The 23090-nt window shown below is 31.3% G+C and carries 22 protein-coding genes; 16 read left to right on the top strand and 6 right to left on the bottom strand.

The annotated features are described in order from the left end of the window. The first annotated feature begins 241 nt into the window (after positions 1–241). Together EAG11_RS04280 and EAG11_RS04275 are read left to right on the top strand one after the other, a co-directional pair. A complete protein-coding gene (locus EAG11_RS04280) occupies positions 242–1648 on the top strand; it encodes a glycoside hydrolase family 1 protein (RefSeq protein WP_129538056.1) in 1407 nt (468 codons plus the stop codon). 201 nt (positions 1649–1849) lie between these two features. Continuing rightward, on the top strand, positions 1850–3868 hold the full coding sequence (locus EAG11_RS04275) for a DUF349 domain-containing protein (RefSeq protein WP_129538055.1): 2019 nt from the start codon (positions 1850–1852) through the stop codon (positions 3866–3868). 278 nt (positions 3869–4146) lie between these two features. Here the strand turns inward: EAG11_RS04275 and EAG11_RS04270 are convergent, their stop codons facing one another. Continuing rightward, positions 4147–6501: a hypothetical protein gene (locus EAG11_RS04270; protein WP_242499265.1), complete on the bottom strand. Its 2355-nt coding sequence runs from the start codon at positions 6499–6501 to the stop codon at positions 4147–4149. Further along, on the bottom strand, positions 6452–7594 hold the full coding sequence (locus EAG11_RS04265) for a hypothetical protein (RefSeq protein ID WP_129538054.1): 1143 nt from the start codon (positions 7592–7594) through the stop codon (positions 6452–6454). Before EAG11_RS04265 ends, EAG11_RS04270 begins: the two co-directional genes overlap by 50 nt. A gap of 111 nt (positions 7595–7705) precedes the next feature. On the opposite strand from EAG11_RS04265, the gene prmA reads away from it, so the two are divergent. The 14 genes from prmA (at position 7706) to creD (ending at position 17901) form a co-directional block, all read left to right on the top strand. Beyond that, positions 7706–8542, top strand: a complete 837-nt coding sequence (prmA, locus tag EAG11_RS04260) for a 50S ribosomal protein L11 methyltransferase (RefSeq protein ID WP_129538053.1) — start codon at positions 7706–7708, stop codon at positions 8540–8542. A 34-nt stretch (positions 8543–8576) separates the two neighbouring features. Beyond that, positions 8577–8852 (top strand): ATP-dependent Clp protease adaptor ClpS, encoded by a 276-nt coding sequence (locus EAG11_RS04255; RefSeq protein WP_129538052.1) that lies wholly within the window; start codon positions 8577–8579, stop codon positions 8850–8852. A 69-nt stretch (positions 8853–8921) separates the two neighbouring features. After that, positions 8922–10193, top strand: coding sequence for a sterol desaturase family protein (locus tag EAG11_RS04250; protein ID WP_129538051.1), 1272 nt, complete (start codon positions 8922–8924; stop codon positions 10191–10193). A gap of 9 nt (positions 10194–10202) precedes the next feature. Next, the gene (locus EAG11_RS04245) at positions 10203–10880 is read left to right on the top strand and encodes a lysoplasmalogenase (protein WP_129538050.1); all 678 of its coding nucleotides are present in this window, start codon (positions 10203–10205) and stop codon (positions 10878–10880) included. Between the two features lie 141 nt (positions 10881–11021). Continuing rightward, positions 11022–11471 carry a 2-dehydro-3-deoxyphosphooctonate aldolase gene (locus EAG11_RS04240; RefSeq protein WP_129538049.1) on the top strand — a complete coding sequence of 150 codons (450 nt, stop codon included), beginning with the start codon at positions 11022–11024 and terminating at the stop codon, positions 11469–11471. 95 nt (positions 11472–11566) lie between these two features. Beyond that, positions 11567–11902 (top strand): hypothetical protein, encoded by a 336-nt coding sequence (locus EAG11_RS04235; RefSeq protein WP_129538048.1) that lies wholly within the window; start codon positions 11567–11569, stop codon positions 11900–11902. Positions 11903–12302: 400 nt separating this feature from the next. After that, positions 12303–13121 carry a 3-deoxy-8-phosphooctulonate synthase gene (gene kdsA / locus EAG11_RS04230; RefSeq protein ID WP_035625892.1) on the top strand — a complete coding sequence of 273 codons (819 nt, stop codon included), beginning with the start codon at positions 12303–12305 and terminating at the stop codon, positions 13119–13121. Between the two features lie 10 nt (positions 13122–13131). Next, positions 13132–13974, top strand: a complete 843-nt coding sequence (locus EAG11_RS04225; RefSeq protein WP_129538047.1) for a hypothetical protein — start codon at positions 13132–13134, stop codon at positions 13972–13974. Positions 13975–14056: 82 nt separating this feature from the next. Beyond that, positions 14057–14662, top strand: coding sequence for a hypothetical protein (locus tag EAG11_RS04220; RefSeq protein WP_129538046.1), 606 nt, complete (start codon positions 14057–14059; stop codon positions 14660–14662). Between the two features lie 31 nt (positions 14663–14693). Further along, complete coding sequence (locus EAG11_RS04215; protein ID WP_129538045.1) at positions 14694–15383, top strand: YiiX family permuted papain-like enzyme; 690 nt, start codon at positions 14694–14696, stop codon at positions 15381–15383. 63 nt (positions 15384–15446) lie between these two features. Beyond that, positions 15447–15683 carry a winged helix-turn-helix domain-containing protein gene (locus EAG11_RS04210; RefSeq protein WP_371414657.1) on the top strand — a complete coding sequence of 79 codons (237 nt, stop codon included), beginning with the start codon at positions 15447–15449 and terminating at the stop codon, positions 15681–15683. Between the two features lie 67 nt (positions 15684–15750). Next, complete coding sequence (locus EAG11_RS04205) at positions 15751–16203, top strand: hypothetical protein (RefSeq protein ID WP_129538044.1); 453 nt, start codon at positions 15751–15753, stop codon at positions 16201–16203. 4 nt (positions 16204–16207) lie between these two features. Beyond that, complete coding sequence (locus tag EAG11_RS04200) at positions 16208–16525, top strand: hypothetical protein (RefSeq protein WP_129538043.1); 318 nt, start codon at positions 16208–16210, stop codon at positions 16523–16525. Positions 16526–16545: 20 nt separating this feature from the next. Further along, complete coding sequence (creD, locus tag EAG11_RS04195) at positions 16546–17901, top strand: cell envelope integrity protein CreD (protein WP_129538042.1); 1356 nt, start codon at positions 16546–16548, stop codon at positions 17899–17901. A gap of 227 nt (positions 17902–18128) precedes the next feature. On the opposite strand, the gene EAG11_RS04190 is transcribed toward creD, so the two are convergent. The 4 genes from EAG11_RS04190 to EAG11_RS04175 all read right to left on the bottom strand — a co-directional run bounded on the left by EAG11_RS04190 (position 18129) and on the right by EAG11_RS04175 (position 23066). Next, positions 18129–18578 (bottom strand): MarR family winged helix-turn-helix transcriptional regulator, encoded by a 450-nt coding sequence (locus EAG11_RS04190; protein ID WP_129538041.1) that lies wholly within the window; start codon positions 18576–18578, stop codon positions 18129–18131. 84 nt (positions 18579–18662) lie between these two features. Further along, positions 18663–19412 (bottom strand): SDR family NAD(P)-dependent oxidoreductase, encoded by a 750-nt coding sequence (locus EAG11_RS04185; protein WP_129538040.1) that lies wholly within the window; start codon positions 19410–19412, stop codon positions 18663–18665. Positions 19413–19630: 218 nt separating this feature from the next. Next, a complete protein-coding gene (locus tag EAG11_RS04180) occupies positions 19631–21010 on the bottom strand; it encodes a M20/M25/M40 family metallo-hydrolase (RefSeq protein ID WP_129538039.1) in 1380 nt (459 codons plus the stop codon). A gap of 121 nt (positions 21011–21131) precedes the next feature. After that, positions 21132–23066: a family 43 glycosylhydrolase gene (locus EAG11_RS04175; RefSeq protein WP_242499264.1), complete on the bottom strand. Its 1935-nt coding sequence runs from the start codon at positions 23064–23066 to the stop codon at positions 21132–21134. Between the last annotated feature and the right edge of the window lie 24 nt (positions 23067–23090).

Raw genomic sequence — 23090 nt, 5'->3', positions numbered from 1 at the left:
TTACTATGAGTGTAATATATATATGATTCTTTGTTGCTTTTTTTAGATTGTAGAGTTACTCGTGAAGATTCTTCCTTCGTCAGAAAGACAAGTTTGAGAAAAATCTCCGTAATTATATAAAATATCCATCCACTTTGTATCCTCCTCTTAACTACTTTTTTTTAATACTAACATAACACCATAAAACAATCACTTAAACTTAATACTCTAGCTTTGTTTTAATTAAAACAGATAATAAAGTATGATTGTATTTTTAAAAGTGCTTGTTATTACTATAATACTCTACCTGCTCATAATTATTTATCTTTCTATTAAACATCCTGTTATAAGCTGGGATTGGACTAAAAGAAACACCAATAATTTAAATTTTCCAAAAGATTTTCATTGGGGAACTGCTACTGCGGCACATCAAGTTGAAGGTGGTCATACTAATAGCAACTGGTCTTGGTGGGAAAATCAAAAAAACGAAAAAGGTAAACCGCGAATTGATAATGGTGATAAAGCAGGTCTTGCCACCGATCATTGGAATCTATATCCCAAAGATATCGAGCTCATGCAGGAATTAGGCGTTAACTCCTATCGCTTCTCTTTATCATGGAGTAAAATAAACCCCGAGGAAGGAAAATTTAACTCCGATGCTATTCAACATTACTCGGATGTAATTGACAGCTTATTAGCTAAGCAAATCATCCCAAACATTACCTTGCACCATTTTGAAGAACCGCTGTGGTTTATGAATAAAGGAGGATTTGAAAAAGAAGAAAACATCTCTTACTTTTTATTGTTTGTAAAAACTGTATTTGAAAAATACAGTGATCGCGTTACGTATTGGACAACTTTTAATGAAATTAATGTGTACACAAATCTGGCTTTTATGTCAGACATATTTCCTCCAGGCAAAAAGAATTCAAAAATTGCAGGAAGGGTTTTGAAAAATATATTAATTACCCACACACAAGCTTATAAAATAATAAAAAACCTATCAAATGGTAAGGAATCACAAATAGGGATTGTAAAAGACATTTTTTTCTTTGAACCTAAAAATAGATGGAACTTACTGGATTGGATCGGAGCTTTGGTTGCTAATGACAATTTTAATAATTCATCATTAAACTTCTTCGAAACAGGAAAATATCATTTTGGAGTTCCATTTCAAGCTAATGAAAATTATTTCGACAAAGATGCTCCTAATACTATAGACTTTATGGGTCTCAATTATTACTCGCATTATGCTACTACATTTAAGTTCATTGAGCATGAAAAAATGTTTTCACCAGTGGCTGGTGAAGATATGACTGATATGGATTATACTGTTTACCCTGAAGGAATTTATAGAGCAATTAAACGAATGTCACGAATCAGGAAACCAATCATTATCACTGAAACAGGTATTGCCGATGCCAAAGACAACAAAAGAGGCCTGTTTATAGAAAGAGAAATATTTGCCATATCAGAAGCTATAAAAGATGGATATGACGTAAGAGGATATTATTATTGGTCTTTAATTGATAATTTTGAATGGAGTTTAGGATACGATAAAAAATTCGGATTGTATTCAGTAAATCTAGAAACGCAAGAAAGAAAATTAAAAAATGGAGGTAAACATTATCAGGCAATTATAAAACGTTTTTCAAACAAAAAACAATGATAAAAGCAATTTTATACAAAAAAGTAAGAATATTTTAAATATCTAATGGCAATTACAATCGCTTTTACAACCTCATAAACAACCAATTAACAAGAATATTAAACTTAAACCCACTATAAATAAAGGATTTATTTTGTAGTTCGGAACACCTTTAGTATCTTTCGCTCTAGATTTAAAGTAAAAACCTTATACATTGACAAAATGTTAGAAGAAAAGAATGATAACCTGCAAGAGGCAGATGGAAAATTAGAAATTGAATCTGCAAATTCAACTGAAAACAATGAAACTGTTTCAGTTGAAATTAATGAAAGTGAATCGGAAACCATTGTATCTGAATCTGAGAATACAATAGCTCCTTCTAACGAAGAGTTATCAGATAAAGAAACTGTTGCCGAAACTCAAAACCAGACTGCACTAGATGCAATAACCAATTCTAATGCCGAAGAGAGTGAAGATGAAACGCTGAAAGAGCGCCATGACCTTCCGATGCATGATTATAATACTTTTTCGCTAGACGAACTAGTAGCAGAGCTAAAAAAATTAGTCTCGTCAGATAAGGTTATGTCTGTAAAAGAACATATTGAAGAAATCAAAAAATCGTTTTTGCTACAGTACAATCATCTTATCGAAGAAAAAAGAGAAGAATTTAATGCTGAAAATCAAGATCCAAACGAAGAATTTCAATATCATTCTCCATTAAAAACGAAATTTGATGAATATTACAACATATTCAGAGATCATAGAAATGCTCACTTTAAAAGCCTACAAACCAATCTGAAATCTAATTTAGAAAACAGATTAGCCATTGTTGAGGAGTTAAAAGAGCTTATTAATCCGCAAGAAAACATAAAAGATACTCTTAAACATTTTAATGAACTAAGAGAAAGATGGAAAAATGCAGGTTCAATTCCAAAAGATAAATACAATCACGTATGGAATAACTACCATTTTCATGTAGAAAATTTTTATGATTATTTACATTTAGATCGCGAAGCAAGAGATTTAGATTTTAAACACAATCTGGAACAAAAACAAAAAATTGTTGCTCGCGTAGAAGAATTAGTAAATGAAGCAGATGTAAGCAAAGCATTTAGAGAGCTACAAGATTTACATAAAATCTGGAAAGAAGATATTGGTCCTGTTTCTAAAGAACACCGTGATGAAATATGGAATAAGTTTAGTGAATTAACTAAAAAAATTCATGATAAACGCGAAGTTTTATTCGAAAACATTAGAGGTTCAGAACTTGAAAACCTAGAAGTTAAGAAAAATATCATTTCGCAAATCGAAGCTCTTGCTACCGAAAAAGTAAATACACACTCTTTATGGTTGCAACAAATAGAAAAAGTAGAAGCTTTACGTTCTGCATTTTTTGCAGCCGGAAAAGTTCCTTCAGATGTAAACGAAGCTACTTGGAGTGCTTTTAAAACTGCCGTTAGAAATTTTAATACTTTTAAAAACTCTTTTTACAAGGACATTAAAAAAGACCAAAACGACAATTTAAATAAAAAAATGGCCTTGGTAGCCAAAGCCAAAGAATTACAAGAAAGTACCGATTACGAGGCAACTACTCCTATAATGAAAAAAATTCAGGAGGAGTGGAAACAAATTGGACATGTTCCTAGAAAATACTCTGATAAAATCTGGAAAGATTTTAAGGATGCTTGTAATAGTTATTTTGACAAATTAAAAGAACATAAAAACGAAGAAAATGGTGATGAAGTAGCTGCTTTTGACAATAAAAAAGCATACTTAGAAACTATTAGAGAATTCCAACTTACCGGTGATCATAAAACCGATCTTGATGCTATAAAATTACACATCGAGACATGGAAAGGCTTCGGAAAAGTACCTTTCCCTAGACGTCATATCGAAGGTAAATTCAATAAAATTCTAGATGCGCTTTTTGAAAAATTAAGCCTAAGCAAAAAAGAAACAGAAATGATTCGTTTTTCAAACAGAATTGATAATTTATCAGAAAGCAACGATACGAGAAAATTAGACAACGAGAAAATTTTCTTAATGCGTAAAATTGAAGAAGTTCAAAATGAAATTTTCCAATTAGAGAATAACATTCAGTTCTTTACCAATACAAAAAATGCTAAAAAAGAAAATTCAATAGTTCTAGAAGTTCGCAAAAACATTGCACTTCACAAAGAAAGCCTTGATGTTTGGAAAGAGAAATTACACCAATTAAGAAATTTAGATTCAAACAACTAATTTTTTAGAATACACATATAAGAAAGAGCGATAATTCATTTTATCGCTCTTTTTTGTTTCTCACACTTATTCTATCTGGAAAAATTTAACCGCAAAGCGCGCAAGGTTTTTTAAGTAAGATTTCTCGCAAAACCGCAAAGTCCGCAAAGCTTTGTGAATTTTGTATTCTCTGTGGACTTTGCGTAAATCTTAGCGTCCTTTGCGTTTAAATCACTTAAATTACCACATCTGCGTTATCTGTACATTCCTTTATACCGACATACAGAACAATATAAATCTTATTTTATAAATGCCTCCAAAAGCGGACAATTATATTGCTTGAATGTTTTTGTTGTATTATACACTGAATAAAAATCAACTATTTCTTTTCCAATTTTAAAAGCGACACGCTCATCTTCCGAAATAATAAAATCTCTATAATAATCATAATAATTACATTCAAAGATCATTAAACTTGCCAGTGCTTTTTCTTCTTTATTTTTAGACATCTTCAATGCTTTTTCATAATACATTTTAGCCAATGTACATCGATAATAATTTGAGTTTTGATACTTCATCTCTGCATCATAATTATTCTCTCCATAAACATAATCTGAATATGTTTGTTTATTACCATAAGATGACCAATCGTAAGCGATCATCATCCAAGAGTTCCCCCAATAAGAAACATTAAAATAAGCATGTCCTAATAGTAAATTGCTTTTAACTGTGTTTTCTTTTTTCAATTCAATCAATCTAGCTACAAACTCAGCTTTATTAAAATGATAATTAAACTTTCTCTCTTTTTGTTTCTGTAATACTTTAGGAGTAAATGGATCTTCATTAAGATACGTCTTATACTCGTAATTTTTTTGCCAAAAATTAGCTGGCATACTAGCAAATATTTGATAAGCTACTGCCAAATTATTTTTCCTAAAAGCAATAGTTCCTTTTACATCTCTATAATAATTCACATCGGGTGCTATTGTCCCTGCACAAATATATTTTTCAAACGGGGTTTTATTCACTTTCTGATATAGAGCTATCAAATTATCCATATCATCTAAAGTTGCGAATCTTTCAAAATAACCTATATATTGATAAAAAGATGGAACATCATAATACCAAGAATCAGAAGCTTCTTTCTTGAGATTAGATTTTAAGAACAATAAACCTGCAGTTGCTTTATCTCCTTGCTTTGAAAACTCATTACTTGCAATTCTGTATAAACTATATAAGTTTTTAAGCAAACTATTATCTTTTTCGACCAAGTTCTCTATTGCATTAAAATAATTAAAAAGATTCTTTTGAGTGTTTTTATCTTGTAAGTCATCTTGCTTTAAAGCCACAAGAGCCAACTGGATGTTCTTTTGCAATTGAATTGAAGTATTTGCTTTATCAGAAATCATTGCAACGTACTTTTTTCCTAAATCTATTTCATCATCTATAAAGCATAATTGCGCAATTGCCGATGAAATAAAATCTTTTTGTTCTCCCGATACTTTAGCATGAACTCCTATCAAGAATTCCCTCAATTCTTTTAGGTAGAAAATATCTTTATTAAAATTATCAGTTTTGGCCTTTTCATAATTATCATACCAACTCATTTGGTCAAAACTTACTGAAGGAATTTTACTAGATGAATATTTAGGAGTAAAAATCCAATCTTCGAGTTTATTAATTTCTCTTTGAACCAAAAAACTAAAATAAACACTATTAGAATCAAGATTATATACTTGTTTTATTGTACTTAAGTCTGGGGCAGGATTTCGCATACTTTCGATTATCAAAATCATGTTACGCTCTTCATCATTTTTCGCCAAACTTAATGTAGCTGCTGTTTGCCTAAAATTATAATGTTGCATTACCGCAAATGACTTATCATCACAAGAAGCAAAAACTTTACTTAATAAATAATTTTGAAGAGGATAATCATCAATACACAATGCTTTATAATACAAGGCCCAAGGTTCTAAAATTGTATTTTTATCTTTAGCAAAATAAGTATCATATAAACGAATCACTTCAACTTTATCTGCTCTATAAAAACGATCTCTCAGAATAAGAAATGCGTAACGTTGTTTTAAAAAAGGATCCTTAATAGATGCTATTTTTTTTTCATAATCACCTAATGCAACATTATTTACATTTTCCTGATAGCTGTTTATACTGCTCCAGGATTCCCATTTTAAACTTGAAACATTATTATACTCTAACTTTTTTGCAAATACCAGATAATCTAAAAAGGCTTTATTCTTTGATAGCAACAAAGTTGCAATAAAGGAGTTCTTAGCAAAAGTTAGCTTTAATGTTTTGTTCTGATATGCTTCTTGAAATTTATCTGAGTCTGTTTCATACAGGATTGTATAAATATCTGCTGTGGCAACATGAGTCCCAATTTTTTTCTGCCATTCTAAACAGTTTATTTCCTGATCTTTATTAGATACCTCACTAACTTCATGAAAGTTATTAGCCGAATAACAAAAATAATGTAGTTTAAGAAACCCATTTCTTTCTGATTTAAACAAAACCAATCGACTCGCTTCTGCAGATTCTTCCCATCCACAAGCAAACGAAATCTGAAAAGCAAATAATAAAATTATGCTAGTGAAAACGCGCATAATAACCAGAAATGTTTTTGATGCCGTAATCATGGATGTATTTTTTATCAAATGAAAAAAATGTAACCTTCGTATTATCATTAAAAGGCACCCTGTTTTTTATAATCGAAATCATTTTATTAATCTCATCGTCTGAGATTTTTTCGATTCTTATCTCATCACCATTACGCAAATACGTTTGCCCCACTAAAACATCATCTTGAAGTACATATCTATTAGGTGCAATCTTTTTAAATCTTACACTATCTTTAATAAAACTCTCATAATCAGAAACGACACCTTTAAAATTACTCCCTCTAAAAATAACTGTCCAACTAAATAATGGCAATGCTACATCTAAATCGAGTTCATAATCACTATGTGTAATATATTTTTCTAATTCATCACTTGTCCCAATAGAGTTTTTTGCCATATAATCATTTGGATTTGACAAATTGTAACACATCAACAATCCTCTATCAACTGGGGGAATTCCCGCTTTTTCATAATATTTATATTGCCATAACCTTATAGTTGCTGACAATTGACAGTTTTCTAATTCTTTTTTAATCTGCTCTAGCAAATAAAAATAATTCTCTTTTGATTGTTCAGTCCAATCACAATCAATTAGTACTTCATTAAAATTAGGTTCTAACTTAGCTAATTCAACTGCTTTAATAGAATCGAAATTTAATCTTTTTCTGAAATCTCCTTTTTGTGTATAATAACCAGCATACAAAATTTTACTGGCGTTTGTCTCTGCTTTATGATTTACATACCTCTGTCCAATTTCTTTTATTCTTTTCTGAATTTGTTTAGCCAAAGTGTCTAATTGTCCCTTACTTGATTCTAACACAACGGCATTGGTGATAAAAATACTAGGTGTTATCTCTGGATTGGTTTCATTAAAATCCAATTTCTTTATTGTCGCTACAGGAAGTGGTTCCTTTTTATACGGATTCCAGTCTACATCAAAAAAACGAACATATATATGTTTCACATCCAAACTCTTACAAATTGAATCATCTTCATTATCAAAATAAGCAGTCGTTCTCCAATAACAAAAAGAGCGAATCACTTCTTGTTTATTAACACATCCGGAGTTATTTATTACTACGAATAGTAATACAATAATTAAGCTTCTCATTTTTATTAATACTTACAAATTTTAAGCTAAAATACAGCATAATATGGTAACGTTATTCATTTTTTTAAACAATTTCAAATTTCGATTGTTACCTTTGCAAAAAAAACAAATATGTCAAACATTTATATCGGGTATCACTTCACGATTGAACCTAAAGAATTAGGATCAGAAATACTAATTGCTGAATTAGGCGAGAAAGCATTTGAGAGTTTTACCGAAACTGAAACTGGGATTTCTGCATTTGTACAAAAGGATTTATGGGACGAAGCTATTCTAGAGGATATTCATATTTTACAATCGGATGAATTTAAGATTGAGTATACATTTGAAGAAATTGAGCAAGTAAATTGGAATGAAGAATGGGAAAAAAACTTCGAACCTATTGATGTTGACGGAAACTGTCATGTTCGTGCTCCTTTTCATCCAAAAACAAATGCTGAGTTTGACATTGTAATCGAACCAAAAATGAGTTTTGGTACAGGTCATCACGAAACAACTCATATGATGATTCAGCATTTATTAGAAATGGATGTTAACGGATTAAAAACTTTAGATATGGGTTGCGGAACTGCTATTCTTGCTATTCTTGCCGAAATGAAAGGTGCTCAACCTATTGATGCAATTGACATTGATAATTGGTGCTATTTAAACTCAATAGAAAATGCAGAACGCAATAATTGCAAGCATATCACCGTTTATGAAGGTGATGCGGCATTATTAGCTGGTAAAAAATACGATTTGATTATCGCTAATATCAACCGTAATATTTTACTAAACGACATGCAAAGTTATGTTGATTGCCTAAATCCAAAAGGGACTTTATTATTAAGTGGTTTTTATGAAGAAGACATTCCTTATATTGATGCTTCATGCACAGAAAAAGGATTGAAATATGTTAAAAAATTTCAAAGAAATAATTGGGTTTCTTTAAAATATGTAAATTTGTAGTTAATCAATTACAACAGTACAAAAACAAAAAAAAATGAGTACTAAAGAAAAAGTAAAAGAAAGAGTTCGGGAAAAAGAAGCAATATCTTTTAACAACGAAATCATCGTATATAATGATGATGTAAATACTTTTGATCATGTAATAGAAACATTAATTCGCGTGTGCAATCATACACCCGAACAAGCTGAGCAATGCTCTTTAATTGTTCATTACAACGGAAAATGTACCGTAAAAACGGGCTCGATGGATAAATTAAAACCACAATGTACCCAACTTTTAGAAGCTGGACTAAGCGCAGAAATCGTTTAATTTAATTATCAATAATTTAAAAAATTGTGTAATTTATTCTATATTTGAATAAAATACACAATTTTTTTTATGGAAGAATACGGAAAAATACTAATTATTGCAATGCCAATTTTTTTATTATTAATTATAATCGAGAAATCGTATGGTTTATACATAAAACAAGACCACGTCCCTCTTATCGATAGTGTGTCTAGTGTCAGTTCTGGCATTACCAATTCTGTAAAAGATGTCCTAGGTCTTACCATCACTTTTATTTCGTATGAATGGCTCGTTTCTAAAATTGCCATTTACCATATAGAAAATACTATAATTACCTATATCGTTGGATTCTTTGTCATTGATTTTTATGGCTACTGGAGTCATCGCTTGTCTCATCAAATTAACTTTCTTTGGAACAAACATGCCATCCATCATAGTAGCGAAGAATTTAATCTTGCTTGTGCCTTACGTCAACCTATTGCCAGTTTTGTTAATTTGTTTACTTTTTTACTAATTCCAGCTGCCTTACTTGGCGTTCCTGCAACTGTAATTGCTATTACACTGCCACTGCATTTATTTTTACAATTTTGGTATCATACCAAGTATATCAAAAAAATGGGTGTTTTGGAACATATATTGGTAACTCCATCCCATCACAGAGTACATCATGCTATAAATCCTGAGTATTTAGATAAAAACCATTCGCAGATATTCATATTCTGGGATAAACTTTTTGGTACTTTTCAAGAAGAATTAGACACTGTTCCGCCTGTTTTTGGTATTACAAGACCAGCAAACACATGGAATCCCATCCGAATTAACTTTCAGCATTTATCATTACTAATAAGTGATGCATGGCGAGCTGAGAACTGGAAAGATAAATTCACCATTTGGTTTAAACCTACTGGTTGGCGCCCTGAAAATTTTGAAGAAAAGTACCCTGTCAATAAAATTACTGATGTATATAATTACACCAAATATGGAATTGATAATTCTACGAAACTCGTTTATTGGTCGATTACTCAAGTAATGATAACACTCCTGTTTGTAAGTTACTTGTTCAGCAATATTGCAAAGATTGGTTTCCCGAATATCTTTTACTATGGTTTTTTTATTTTCATAACGATTTATAGTTATACGGAATTAATGGATAAAAACCGTTTTGCTATTTTGTGGGAAAGCCTACGTTTAGTTACTGCTCTTGTTATTATTTATCATTTTGGAGATTGGTTTGGACTTAATTCTGTTTTTCCTTTTGGCAACATTGCTATTATCGGATACCTTATTATTTCTTTATTAATCTCAATATACTTTGTAAAAGTAGATTTTAAAACTATAAAACCTGTTCTGGTAAACTCTTAAAAACAAATTATGAAAAGCCCTTTACTCTTAAAATTCTATATTGGTTTTAGTTTTTTCTATCTTTTAATTCTTCTTTATAATCTCGAAAATATTGCCTGGTACTTAAAAGGATTGCTTATTCCTATTTTATGGCTTGCCGTTTATTTTTCTGAAGATTTTCCGTCAAAAAAAATTCTTCTTGGCGCTTTATTATTCTCATGGATTGGTGATGTGATTTTATTATTTGCTAATATTTCCGAAATCTATTTTATATTAGGCTTGGTAGCATTTCTAATATCTCACGTTATTTATATCATTCTGTTTAACAAACAAAACAAGCCCAATGTCTCTAAAAATAAAGGTGTTTTTTTTATTGGTTTGGGATTTATTTTAGTTTATTTAACCACCATGCTTACCGTTTTGCTACCAAAACTTGGCGATTTACAACTTCCTGTAATTGTTTATGCTTTAACTATTTCCACGATGCTTTTGTACGCTTTTAGTGGCTATTTAATCTGGAAAAAACCTGCAAACACCTATATTTTTATTGGAGCTATTGTTTTTGTACTTTCGGATAGCATCCTAGCAATGGATAAATTTTATGAGCCCATTTATAAAAATTCATTTTTTATTATGCTCACCTATCTTATGGCACAGTATCTGATTGTAATTGGTATTCTAAAACTGAATTCAGTAAGAACAAAATAAAAGGCTCATTAAACTTAAGTAATTTTTTGCACGCAGATTTTGCAGATTTAGCAGATTTTTTTTAATCATTTTAATTCTTGAAATCTGTGACTTATTTTATCAAAACCTTTTACATTTGTATCATTAAACTGCCAAAAAAACATGAAAAAAATAGCTCTTTTTATCATCTTACTTATTACAGCTACATCTTGTGTTAGTACAAAATCTACTCTAAAAAATGTAGATGATAATGCGCCAAACTTAACTTTAAACAAAGACAATACGTTTATAATCACTCAATATAGCAAAGACAAAAAGTATGGTTATAACAAAGATTATCCTGTAAATATATTCTATAGAACATCTAAAGATGAAGTCATTAATCAACAACGCTTTTTAAACGCTCTGGCTGGACCAAACGGAGAAAAGATAACGTATACTAAACTTGAAAGTTGCTGTCCCTTCCCTAGCAAAAGAAGCGACATGGGAGCTGGTTTTCTTGATGTTTATGAAATAAAATGGGAAGGACAAAAAAAACCAATCAATTTATATCTTAATATCTACGAAAAGGGAGTTTTAATGGTTCCACTTGGATTGACTTTGAAGAAATAGAAGAAAGACCTAGAGAGGAAAGAAACAAGATTTGAAGAAGCAAAACTTAAAAATGATAAACTTGAAAGAGAACGATTCTTTTTAAAACTATAAAAATGCTAAATATTGCGCCTTTTATTTTACTTATTTCACCTGTACTATTCCAATTAATAGTTGGAACTAAAATCATATTCGACAAAAAACCAACTAAACTTAAATTTGGAAAAATAAGCTTAATGAGCTTTATCTCTCAAATATTTTTTTCTGTTGCAGCTGTTTTCATAACCAATTATAATATTTCTAAATATTTTGATCAACATCCAAACACAACAAGATGTGGAATGCCTTTTTTAGGAGTTATAGTTGGTGTTGTTTTTCTTGTCATTCTTCTGTGCATTATTATAGTTCTTCAGTTTTTAATTAAAAAATGGAAAGGAAGAAGAGTAAAATAAAACTCTATTTATGCTCAAAACAAAAACAGTTTATATAATTTTTAATTCTCCAATAAACTAAAAAAACTGTACTCTAAAGTACGCCAACAATTATACATGATAAATATCATTAATTAGTTTCTGGCAATGACTTAATATTGCCTTTGCTTATTTCACTTCTTCTTTATTTTTTATAGCTGTTGAGTGAATTGAGTTTAATGTGGAAATCATTTTCTGAAAAAATCTTGTTTTTTTTGAGATTTACTAAGCGATCAGCTGTGGCTTATGTAAAGAGTAAGAAAAAAGATTTTGAGAAAAATAGTACAATGGATAGCAGGAAATGCTCGTTAAAAAATTCCTAATTCTTAATCTGTAAATCGTAAATCATAACTACCTTTGCACTGTCTTAAAAATTTATACTATGAACATACAACATATTCCACAAATTAAGCATACAGATAGCGGTAATTTCTTTTTATTAGCAGGACCTTGCGCCATTGAAGGTGAAGAAATGGCGATGCGTATTGCTGAAAAATTAATTGGTATTACCGACAAACTTGAGATTCCTTATGTATTTAAAGGGTCATTTAAAAAAGCAAACCGTTCTAGAATCGATAGTTTCTCTGGAATTGGTGACGAAAAAGCATTAAAAATTCTAAGAAAAGTTTCTGAAACTTTTCATGTTCCTACTGTAACTGATATTCACACTAATGAGGATGCTGATATGGCTGCTCAATATGTAGATGTTTTACAAATTCCTGCATTTTTAGTACGTCAAACTGATCTTGTTGTAGCTGCTGCCAATACTGGAAAAGTGGTTAACTTGAAAAAAGGACAATTTATGAGTCCTGAAAGCATGAAACATGCTGTACAAAAGGTATTGGATTGTAACAATCAAAACGTAATGGTTACTGATCGTGGTACTATGTTTGGCTACCAAGACATGATTGTAGATTATAGAGGAATCCCAACAATGCAGCAATATGCTACTACAGTTCTTGATGTAACACATTCATTACAACAACCAAATCAAACTGTAGGTGTAACTGGCGGAAGACCTGATATGATCGAAACAGTTGCCAAAGCTGGTATAGCAGTAGGTGTTGATGGAATTTTTATCGAAACTCATTTTGACCCGGCTAACGCCAAAAGTGATGGTGCAAACATGTTGCATTTAGACTATTTTGAAGATTTAATGACAAAATTAGTTGCCATCAGAAAAACCATTAATCAATTTTAAACTTATTACTTTGAAAACTAATTTTATATTATTTTTCTTGTTGTGTTTTTCAGTAAACACTTTTGCACAAGAACAAATAGCAGTACAAGAAAAATATACAGCACATAATAAAGGGAAATTCTTCGTTTCTTGGGGTGGTAACAGAGAAAGTTACAGTAAATCTGATGTTAACTTTAGAGGGAAAGATTACAATTTTACAGTAGAGAACATGTCTGCTCATGACAAACCTAAAGGATGGCATATGGATTATGTTAATCCTGCAAGAATGACCATTCCTCAAACGAATCTACGCTTAGGTTATTTTTTTAGCGATCATTACAGTGTAACGATTGGATTAGATCATATGAAATATGTAATGACTCAAGATCAAACAGCAATTGTTAACGGATATATTAATTCACCTGAAAATCATAATGGTATCTACAACAATACACCTGTGGATTTTACAGATGGTAAATTCTTAATGTACGAACATACAGATGGTTTAAATTATATTAATACAGAGGTTTCTAGATTCGATGATGTTTCAAAATGGTTTGGCTTACCTAATACAGATAAATTTCAAATTAATTTGACTGAAGGTTTAGGTGCTGGAATTTTATATCCTAAAACAAATACAACTCTTTTAGGTAAAGATCGTCATGATGATTTTCACGTTTCTGGATATGGCGTATCCGCAAAAGCGGGAATTAACTTAACTTTCTTCAAACATTTTTACATTCAAGGAGAGTTAAAAGGTGGTTATATTAACATGCAAGACATTCGAACTACCAAAAGTAGCGATGATAGTGCTTCTCAAGACTTTTTCTTCTTCCAGAGAATTATTGCTTTCGGAGGTATCTTCAGATTATAATTACAAATTCATAAAAAATAGTCATCATTTTATTTGGTGACTATTTTTTTTATCATTTACTTTGTAATTCAAAGTACTTTATATGGAAGATAAATATTTACAGGATATTACTGAAATAAAAAACATGATGAATAAATCTTCTCAGTTTATTTCATTAAGTGGTTTATCAGGAATTATGGCAGGAATATATGCTCTTATTGGCGCTCATATTGCCAATGGTCTTATTGAGAGCCATTCGGGTTATTATGTAACTTTAGAAAGTAAAACTTTTAAGTTAATTGTATTAACTGCTTTTTTAGTATTGGTATTCTCTATTATAACTGCTGCAATATTAACTGTAAGCAAAGCCAAAAAACAAGGAGAAAAAATATGGAATTCTACTTCTAAAAGAGTATTAGTTAATTTTTTGATTCCGCTTGTTACTGGTGGTATTTTCGGCTTACTTTTGCTCCGAAATGGCTATTATGGCTTAATTGCTCCTGTTACTCTCCTATTTTACGGATTAGCTTGTGTAAATGCTAGTAAATATACTTTGAGAGACGTACGTTATTTAGGTATTACAATAATTATTCTTGGCTTAATTGCTACTGAATTCTCTGGTTATGCGCTGGAATTCTGGGCATTGGGTTTTGGAGTTTGTCATATTCTATACGGAAGTATTATGTATTTTAAATACGATAGGAAATAATCTTTATTAGTCATAATTCAAAAAGTAAAACATGAAAAAATTTAAATATATTTTTGCTGGAGTTACCTTAATTATTAGCTTTTGTTTTGCTTTATATATCACTAAGCAATTTTTTCCGAATGATCCATTTTCGAAAGCAACTGTTGAAAATCCGAAGCTAAAGGATACTCTTTTGGATAAAATAAAGGCTGGTGATTTAATTTTTCAAACCTCTGAGTCTAGCCAATGTGAAGCTGTCAGGATCGCTACAAATTCTAAATTTTCTCATTGTGGAATCGTTTATATTTTAGACGGCAAGCGTTTTGTTTTTGAAGCTGTTCAACCTGTAAAACTAACCCCTCTTGATGAATGGATTCAGCATGGTAAAGATCAAGATTTTCTTGTAAAACGATTAAAAGACACAACTGCCTTAACTCCTACTACTATTGAAAAAATGGAAATTTATAGTCGAAATTTTCTTAATAGTGACTACGATTCTTATTTTGGCTGGTCTGATGATAAAATGTATTGCTCTGAATTAATTTGGAAGATTTATAAAAATGGAGCTGGTATCGAATTATGCCCGTTGCAGAAATTAAAGGATTTTAACCTAACTGATTCAAAAGTTAAAGCTAAATTAAAAGAACGATATGGAAACAATATTCCGCTTGAGGAAGCTGTAGTTTCTCCTTCAAACATTGTTGACTCTAAATTGTTAAAAACCGTAATTGATACCTATTAAAAATTGAAAAGCATCATTCAAAATATAAATAAAGCCTTTGACCATCGAATTCGACTTGGAATCATGTCTGTATTGATGGTCAATGATTCGGCTGATTTTAGCACTCTGAAAGAGCTCTTAGGCGTTACTGATGGTAACTTAGCTAGTCATGCTAAGGCATTAGAATTGGAAAACTATATTGAAATACAAAAACAATTTATTGGCAAAAAACCCAATACGAGTTATAGGGCCACTAAAGATGGTAAACTTGCATTTGTTGCACATATTGACGCTCTTGAAAAATTGATACAGAAGAAATAGCGCCTTTTTTTTACCTATTAACTTTGAAATACAAAGTACTTTCAAAAGAAAACTAACCCGAAAAAACATGAAAGATTTATTAATAGAGAAAATGTATGAATGGTCTCGAAAACCATATCAGAAATACATGAAGAAAAATGCGCCATGGGAAGTAAACAAGTCTCAATTACTTGCTTTTCCGGAAGGAAGTTTAGGATATGGTTTGGGAGATTTTCTTCATAGAAATAACTTTGATATTCAAGCCAAATTAGAGGATCATGATATCATTCATGTTCTAACAAATACTGGAATTTCTGTAGTAGATGAAATTGGTATGCAATACTATCTTTTGGGAAATCGTAAAAAGAGTTTGTACTTGTATATGGTGATTCTGTCAGGAACTGTCTTCTACCCTGCACAACTTTGCTATTTCTTAGAACAATATAAAAGAGGAAAAAAAGCGATTCCTTTTTATTATTTGGATTTCTCCAAAATGTTATCGACTCCTATTCTATCAATTCAAAAAACTTTTAAAATCTAAAACTATGAAAAACTTAATTAATGAAGAAAAATTTGAATGTAGGGCATCTACTGAGCTAACCATTGGTAGCCTTTTAATTTGTTCGCTCTTTTTTGCACTGTTTGTACTTGTAAAAGACAACTCTTATATCTTAATTGTTGGCTTTCTTTTTAGCGTTGCGGCTTTATTTCTTAATGCCATCATGTTATTTCATTTAGTAGAGAGTTTCATTTCTCTACCAAGTCAAAGGGACTATATAGGCCGTAAAATCTTAATTCTATTATCAAACATTCCTATTGCGCTTTTGTATTATACAATCATTGTTAAACTTAATTTATTATAAAACCTTAAAACAACTTTACCATGGAAACAAACGAAACTCCAAAACCCACTTCTATTTTTCAGTCTAATACTGCCAAGATGATTATGGTAGGTTTGCTTACTCTATTTTTGCTAGTTCCTCTGGAATATGTGAAGAATTTAATTTCGGAACGCTCTTATAGACAAAACGATGTTATCTCTGAAATCAATGACAAATGGGGAGAAAGTGTCTATATCTACGGACCTATATTAAAAATCCCATATACTTCTTACGAAGAAACTGTAACGATAAATGAAAAAACCAAAGAAACTGTAAAACAAAAAGTAGCATCTACAAAATATGCTTACTTTTTTCCTCAAGAACTAAATATCAATTCGAATATTGATACAAAAATACTGAATAGAAACAATTACGAGTCGGCTGTTTTTACTACTAATATGAAGTTTAAAGGTAATTACATTCGACCTGATTTTAGCAGTAAAAATATTGCTCCAGAGGCTATTCAGTGGGACAAAGCAACGATTTTAATTAAAACTACAAATCTAAAAAGCATAAAAGAGGAAGTGAAAATTAATTTAGGAGCTACTCACTATGTTTTTGAACCTGTATATAATTCATCTAAATCTGATACTACTGAGGCTCTTGAAACAGGTTATGTCGATTTGACAAAAATACTATCCGCTCCCAAAACTGATTATAGCTTTGGCATTACCTACAATGGTAGTAAGCAAATTAAGATTGTACCGATTGGAAAAACTACCAATGTTGCAATGAAATCTAATTGGGCTTCACCAAGCTTTACTGGTAATTTCTTGCCGGATGATAAAACAAAAAAGATAAGCGAAACTGGATTTATTGCTAATTGGAAAATTTTGCATATCAACAGAGCATTCTCTCAACAAGCTTTTGATATTTTGCCTGATTTAAGTTCATATAGTTTCGGGGTTGACTTTGTAATTCCTGTAGATCAATACCAACAAAACGAGCGTGCCTCTAAATATGGTTTTCTTGTTATTGGGCTTACCTTTTTGATTTTCTTTTTAATCCAGAATATGAGCAAAATTAGTATTCATATTTTCCAATATTCGATGATTGGTTTGGCTCTTATTATGTTTTATACTTTATTAATTTCGATAACTGAACATAGTAATTTTACCAAAGCGTATATTTTATCTGGTATAGCCGTTATATCGCTAATTACAGCGTACTCATTTTCAATTTTAAAGAATAAAAAATTTCCGATATTCATTGGGTTTTCACTCACCGGATTATACACTTTCATTTATGTTATTATCCAATTAGAGAATTATGCATTATTGGTAGGTAGCGTAGGTTTATTTTTAATTCTTGCAGCAGTGATGTACTTTTCTAGAAAAATAGATTGGGGTAATAATTAACTGAAAAAGTTAGATACAATTTGGATTCTGAATAATTTGGAATATCCTTTTATGATATGAAGGTTATCCCTCTTATGCACTGAAAATAATTACATCCAACAGCTTAAAATAATTTCAGATAGCTTATAAGTCAGTAAGCTATCTGAAATTATATTTTAAAAACTAATCTACTATTTATCCTGTTTTAAGCCTACTTAACTCATTAATAAACGAGATAACTTATTTTTTTATATTTCTATGTTTTTTATTTTCTTCAATAAGTAATTTAACTGATCTGCTTCCTGATCGGATAATGCTCCATATACTTCCTCATCGAGTACATGAAGATTTTCATTGACTTTATTCAGTAACGTTTCTCCTTCTTTAGTGATAATAATTGCAATTAAGCGCTTATCAGATGCTACAGTTTCTTTTACTACTAATTTCTTTAAGACTAAACGATCTACCAAACGTGAAACTCCAGCATTTTTTTCGACCATTTGTGCCAATATATCAGAAGTAGATAACGCTTTATCATTCTCTGCTAATATTTTTAAGACATTGTATTGCTGAGAAGTCAATCCATATCTAGCAAAGAACAATTGAGATTTAGTATACGCCCAATTAAAGGTTTCGAGTAGATTTAATCCTAATTCTCTTTTTATAGAAGGAAGAGTCTGTTTTTTATCAAAAGCCATAATTTTATCTGTAAAACAAGATTACAAAAAAAAGAAGAAGCTATTCTCCTTCTTTTTCCTTTAAACATCTTTCAAAGATACTAATTATTGAATTAAATAGCCCCCATCTACAGGCAAATAGGCTCCTGTACAATAGCTGGCATCATCTGACGCTAAAAATAAAAATGTTTTAGCTATCTCTTCTGGTTTCCCTAATCGCTTCATTGCTGTTTTTGATTTTAAATACTCGGCTGCTCCAGATCCTGCATTGTCCATTAATATAGGAGTTTCAATATATCCTGGGCCAATTATATTAACACGAATATTTTCTGTTCCGTTTTCTAGAGCTGCTGCTTTCGTTAACCCTACCACACCATGTTTTGAAGAAACATACGAGGCGATTCCCATATCTGTAACCTGACTCATCACTGAACCGATATTAACGATTGATCCTCCGCCTTGTTTACGCATTTGCGCAATCTGATATTTCATACCGTAAAACACACCGCTCAAATTTACTGCAATTACTTTATTCCACTCTTCAAGTGTTTTTTCATTAACATGACTTAAACTTGTGTCCACAATACCTGCATTATTAAGAGCCACATCCAATCTTCCAAAAATTCTTACTGTTTCATTTACCGCATGTTCCACTTCTTCTGGCTTAGAAACATCGCATTTTACATACGCAGCTTTACCTCCTGCTTTTATTATTTCTTCTACTACCTGAGAAGTTTCACTTAAATCAGTAATCATTACTGCAGCCCCTTCTTTTGCAATTGCAAGAGCTGAAACTTTACCTATTCCTGAATTCCCTCCAGTAATAAAAGCAACTTTATTTTCAAAACGTTTCATCTTTTATATTTTTAAGTTATTCGATTAAAAATCAAATTTAATGATTAGTCATCAATGTCCAGTCATTAAATAGTTAAATTAAGCATAAAACTAAAAAACTATATAAATCAAACACATAACAATAAAAAACTTAAACAAAAAAAATGCCTCCAAATAGTACATTACTTTTTGGAGGCAATTCAAAATTAAGTGAGTTGTTTTTTTAAATTAGAATCTAATTATTTCGTTAAGATTCCGTTTTGATCAATTAGATATACTAATGAAGCCATTGTTGCGGCTCCAAGCTCTAGTTCTCTTTTGTTTATTGCATCAAATTTATCATTGGCTGCATGGTGATAATCAAAGTAACGTTGCGAATCTGGCTTTAAACCTGCTTTAACAAGCGTTTTAGACGTTAAGTGTCCAATGTCTGAACCACTGTGCCCTTTTACAAAACTATGTATCAAATAAGGCTCAAATAATCCTTTGTAACTTTCGATTTTCTTAAAGTTTTCATCATCTGTTTCAAATGAGAATCCTCTCGGACTGAATCCTCCTGAATCACTCTCTAAAGCAAAAATATGGTTCTCTTTATTTTTTTGTGCCATTTCTTCATACATAGCTCCACCTCTACCTCCATTTTCCTCATTCATAAACAAGACTACACGAATTGTATTTTTAGGTTTATAACCTAAATTTTTAAGGATACGTACTACTTCCATGCTTTGTACTACTCCGGCTCCATCATCATGTGAACCATCGGCTAAATCCCAAGAATCAAGATGTCCTCCAACAATCATAATGTTTTGTGGATTCTCAGTTCCTTTCATTTCTCCTATTACGTTATGTGATAATACATCTGGTAATTGCTCGCAAGATTGCTTGAAATAAAACTTTAGCGTTGGATTTTTCTTTAAAGATTTACTTAATAATTCAGCTCCATTTGTACTTATTGCAGCGGTTGGTATGTATTCTGATTTTGGCAAATCCCCATAACTTTGTGTTCCTGTATGTGGAAAATCATCTAATCTCAAATTCATAGAACGTACAATTGTTCCTACTGCTCCAAATTTAGCTGCTTCTTTTGCTCCTGCATATCTTTGATCTACACAACCTCCGTATGATTTAAATGTTTCAACATTTTCAGGATCCATTGGTCGGTTAAAGAATACTATTTTACCTTTTACTTTAGCTCCTAGTTCATTTAATTCTTTTATTCCTTGTACTTCGATTACCTCAGCAGTAACTCCTGTTTTTGGTGTTGCGATCGATCCTCCCAATGCTGTAATTGGTACTTCAATTTTAATTTTATTATCTAAAATATAAGCTGTTTCTTTTTCTCCACGAACCCAATGTGGTACCATTACTTCTTGAAGATATACTCTGTCTAGACCTATACTTTCTAACTGATTTTTTGTGTATTGCACTGCCTCAGCTGCGTTCGTTGAGCCTGACAAGCGCCCTCCAATATCATTAGACAGGTATTCTAACCATGTATAACATTTAGAGTTAGTTAAAGCTGATTTGTAAATAGATTTAATATTTTTTTCATCGGGAGTTTGTGCAAATGCAGTTAATCCACTTAAAAATAAAATAGTTAATAAAGATGTTTTTTTCATTGGTTATATGGCTTTTTGAAATTAGTTAACTTTTAGAAGTTCTTTTAATTTCAAAAATAGACAAATTTCTTTGTAACTCTGGTACGTTTTTCTATACGTTTTCTGAAAATAGAATCTGTAATTATTTCACTTCGATGATTTCATTTTTTACACTAATTCCATTCTCATTAAAAGCTTCAATTGTAAAGTAATATTTTGTGCCTTTATCTAAACCTCTAAAATCATACTTACTTTCATCATAAACCATTATGCTGTTGTATAATTTATTTGGATCAATTCCGTAATGAATAGTATAGCCAATTGCATCTGGTTGTTTTTTCCATGAAATCATTGCATTACGAGAGTCAGTCGAACTTCTGTCAACTTTAAACTCCGAGACTGGCTTTGGTTTTTCTAATAATCCATTTCCAAAAACTCTAAAATCAGACACTGCAAATAATCCTGAAGCATTATGTATGTTTACCATTTTTATATAACGCGCATTAATCGATTTTGTTAGCTCTACATAATCATGCGGTACATCTTTGTCATTTCTAGATTTATCTATAACCAAAGTCCAATTTACAGCATCGTCAGACATAAATATCTTATACTGATAATAGATATCCATTGCCTTATTGTATTGTGTTGCTTTATGATCGGCATAATTAATTTGCAGTGCCTTTATTTGCATCTTTCTACCTAAATCAAGTTGCAACCATTCGCCAGGATTGCTCGTTTTTGCTGACCAATAGGTTTGAATATCTTCATCGGTCAAATTCTTAGCATCGTAGCAAAATTTCTCAAATACTTTTTTTCCACTGTTATCAACTCTATGCGTTTGAACTTCCATACATTCTTCTGAAGAAGAAACGGTTACAGGCTTTTTATACGAAAGTAACATCCAGCCTGAAGAAGTTCCATTGGTCTGATCACGTTGTTTCGTTGGTAATACTATCGGAAAATCTCCGTATGATGTAATGGAATACATTACATCATCTTTATCGAATCCTGCTGGAAACATATCGATACGACGTTCAAAACGGTCTTTTATAGAGATTTTACACGTTCCTGTATTCCAGTAATTGCCATAATTATCGGCAAAGGTATTTCCGTGTCCAGCACCGATTACAAACCCTCCTGGTTTATATGACATCGGATTGTGTTTTTGGTATACAAATGGACCTAACGGATGATCTCCTACATGTACTCCATTGGCATAGCCTTTAAACTCTGTAGCTGGTGCTCCGTATTGCATATAATATTTCCCATTGTGTTTTGTCATCCACGCTCCTTCGATAAAATTCCCCCAAGGTGCAGGCTCCATATCATTATTAGGTCCAAAACGTTCCCATCCATGATTTGCAGGATCTAAGCCCACAACTTCTTTTATTTCGCCATATGGACGCTGAATATCTTCTACTTCTGTTGCTGCGTATAGTTTTGCATAATCTGCCGGATTTCCTACTGGAAGCCATGTTTTATAATCTACTTCTGTACCTACAAGTGGTAATTTCCCGCTTGAACCATAATACATATACACTTTTTTATCATCGTCCTGAAAAATTGCAGGATCCCAAGTTGGCAACATTGCTGTATTGACATGTCTTGTCCAACGACCCGATTTTGGGTCAGCAGTTTTCCAAATAGGATGGTCTTTTTTCCATGTTGAACCTACATAAAACATCGTGTCATTTACTACCCAAGCTGCTGGTGCACATTGATCATCATCGGCTGGTCGTCTCTGGAAACTACCATAAACAAATTCCCAATTGGACATATCTTTACTCCAAAAGAATCCTGCTTGATTGGTTCCAAATAAATAGTATTCGTTTTTATAAGTAATTATCACTGGATCTGCACTCGAACGACGTGATTCGGGAATTCCATTATGATTTTCGGTGGTGTAATTGTATCCAATATTTACTGGATTACAAAATGTTGATGCAGGTTTATTTGGATCAAACCATTCTGTCTTTCCAAAAAGGTTCGTTTTAGGTTCTGATCTATGAATTTTACATCCAACCAAAAGCAACAGAAGTGCTATTGGGTATAGTTTACAGTTATTTTTCATCATATCGTTTTATAATTTATAGATAAG

The organism is Flavobacterium sp. 140616W15 (assembly GCF_003668995.1).
GTDB lineage: Bacteria > Bacteroidota > Bacteroidia > Flavobacteriales > Flavobacteriaceae > Flavobacterium.
Note: the sequence above shows the minus strand (reverse complement) of the source record. Positions and strands in the feature narration are given on the sequence as shown.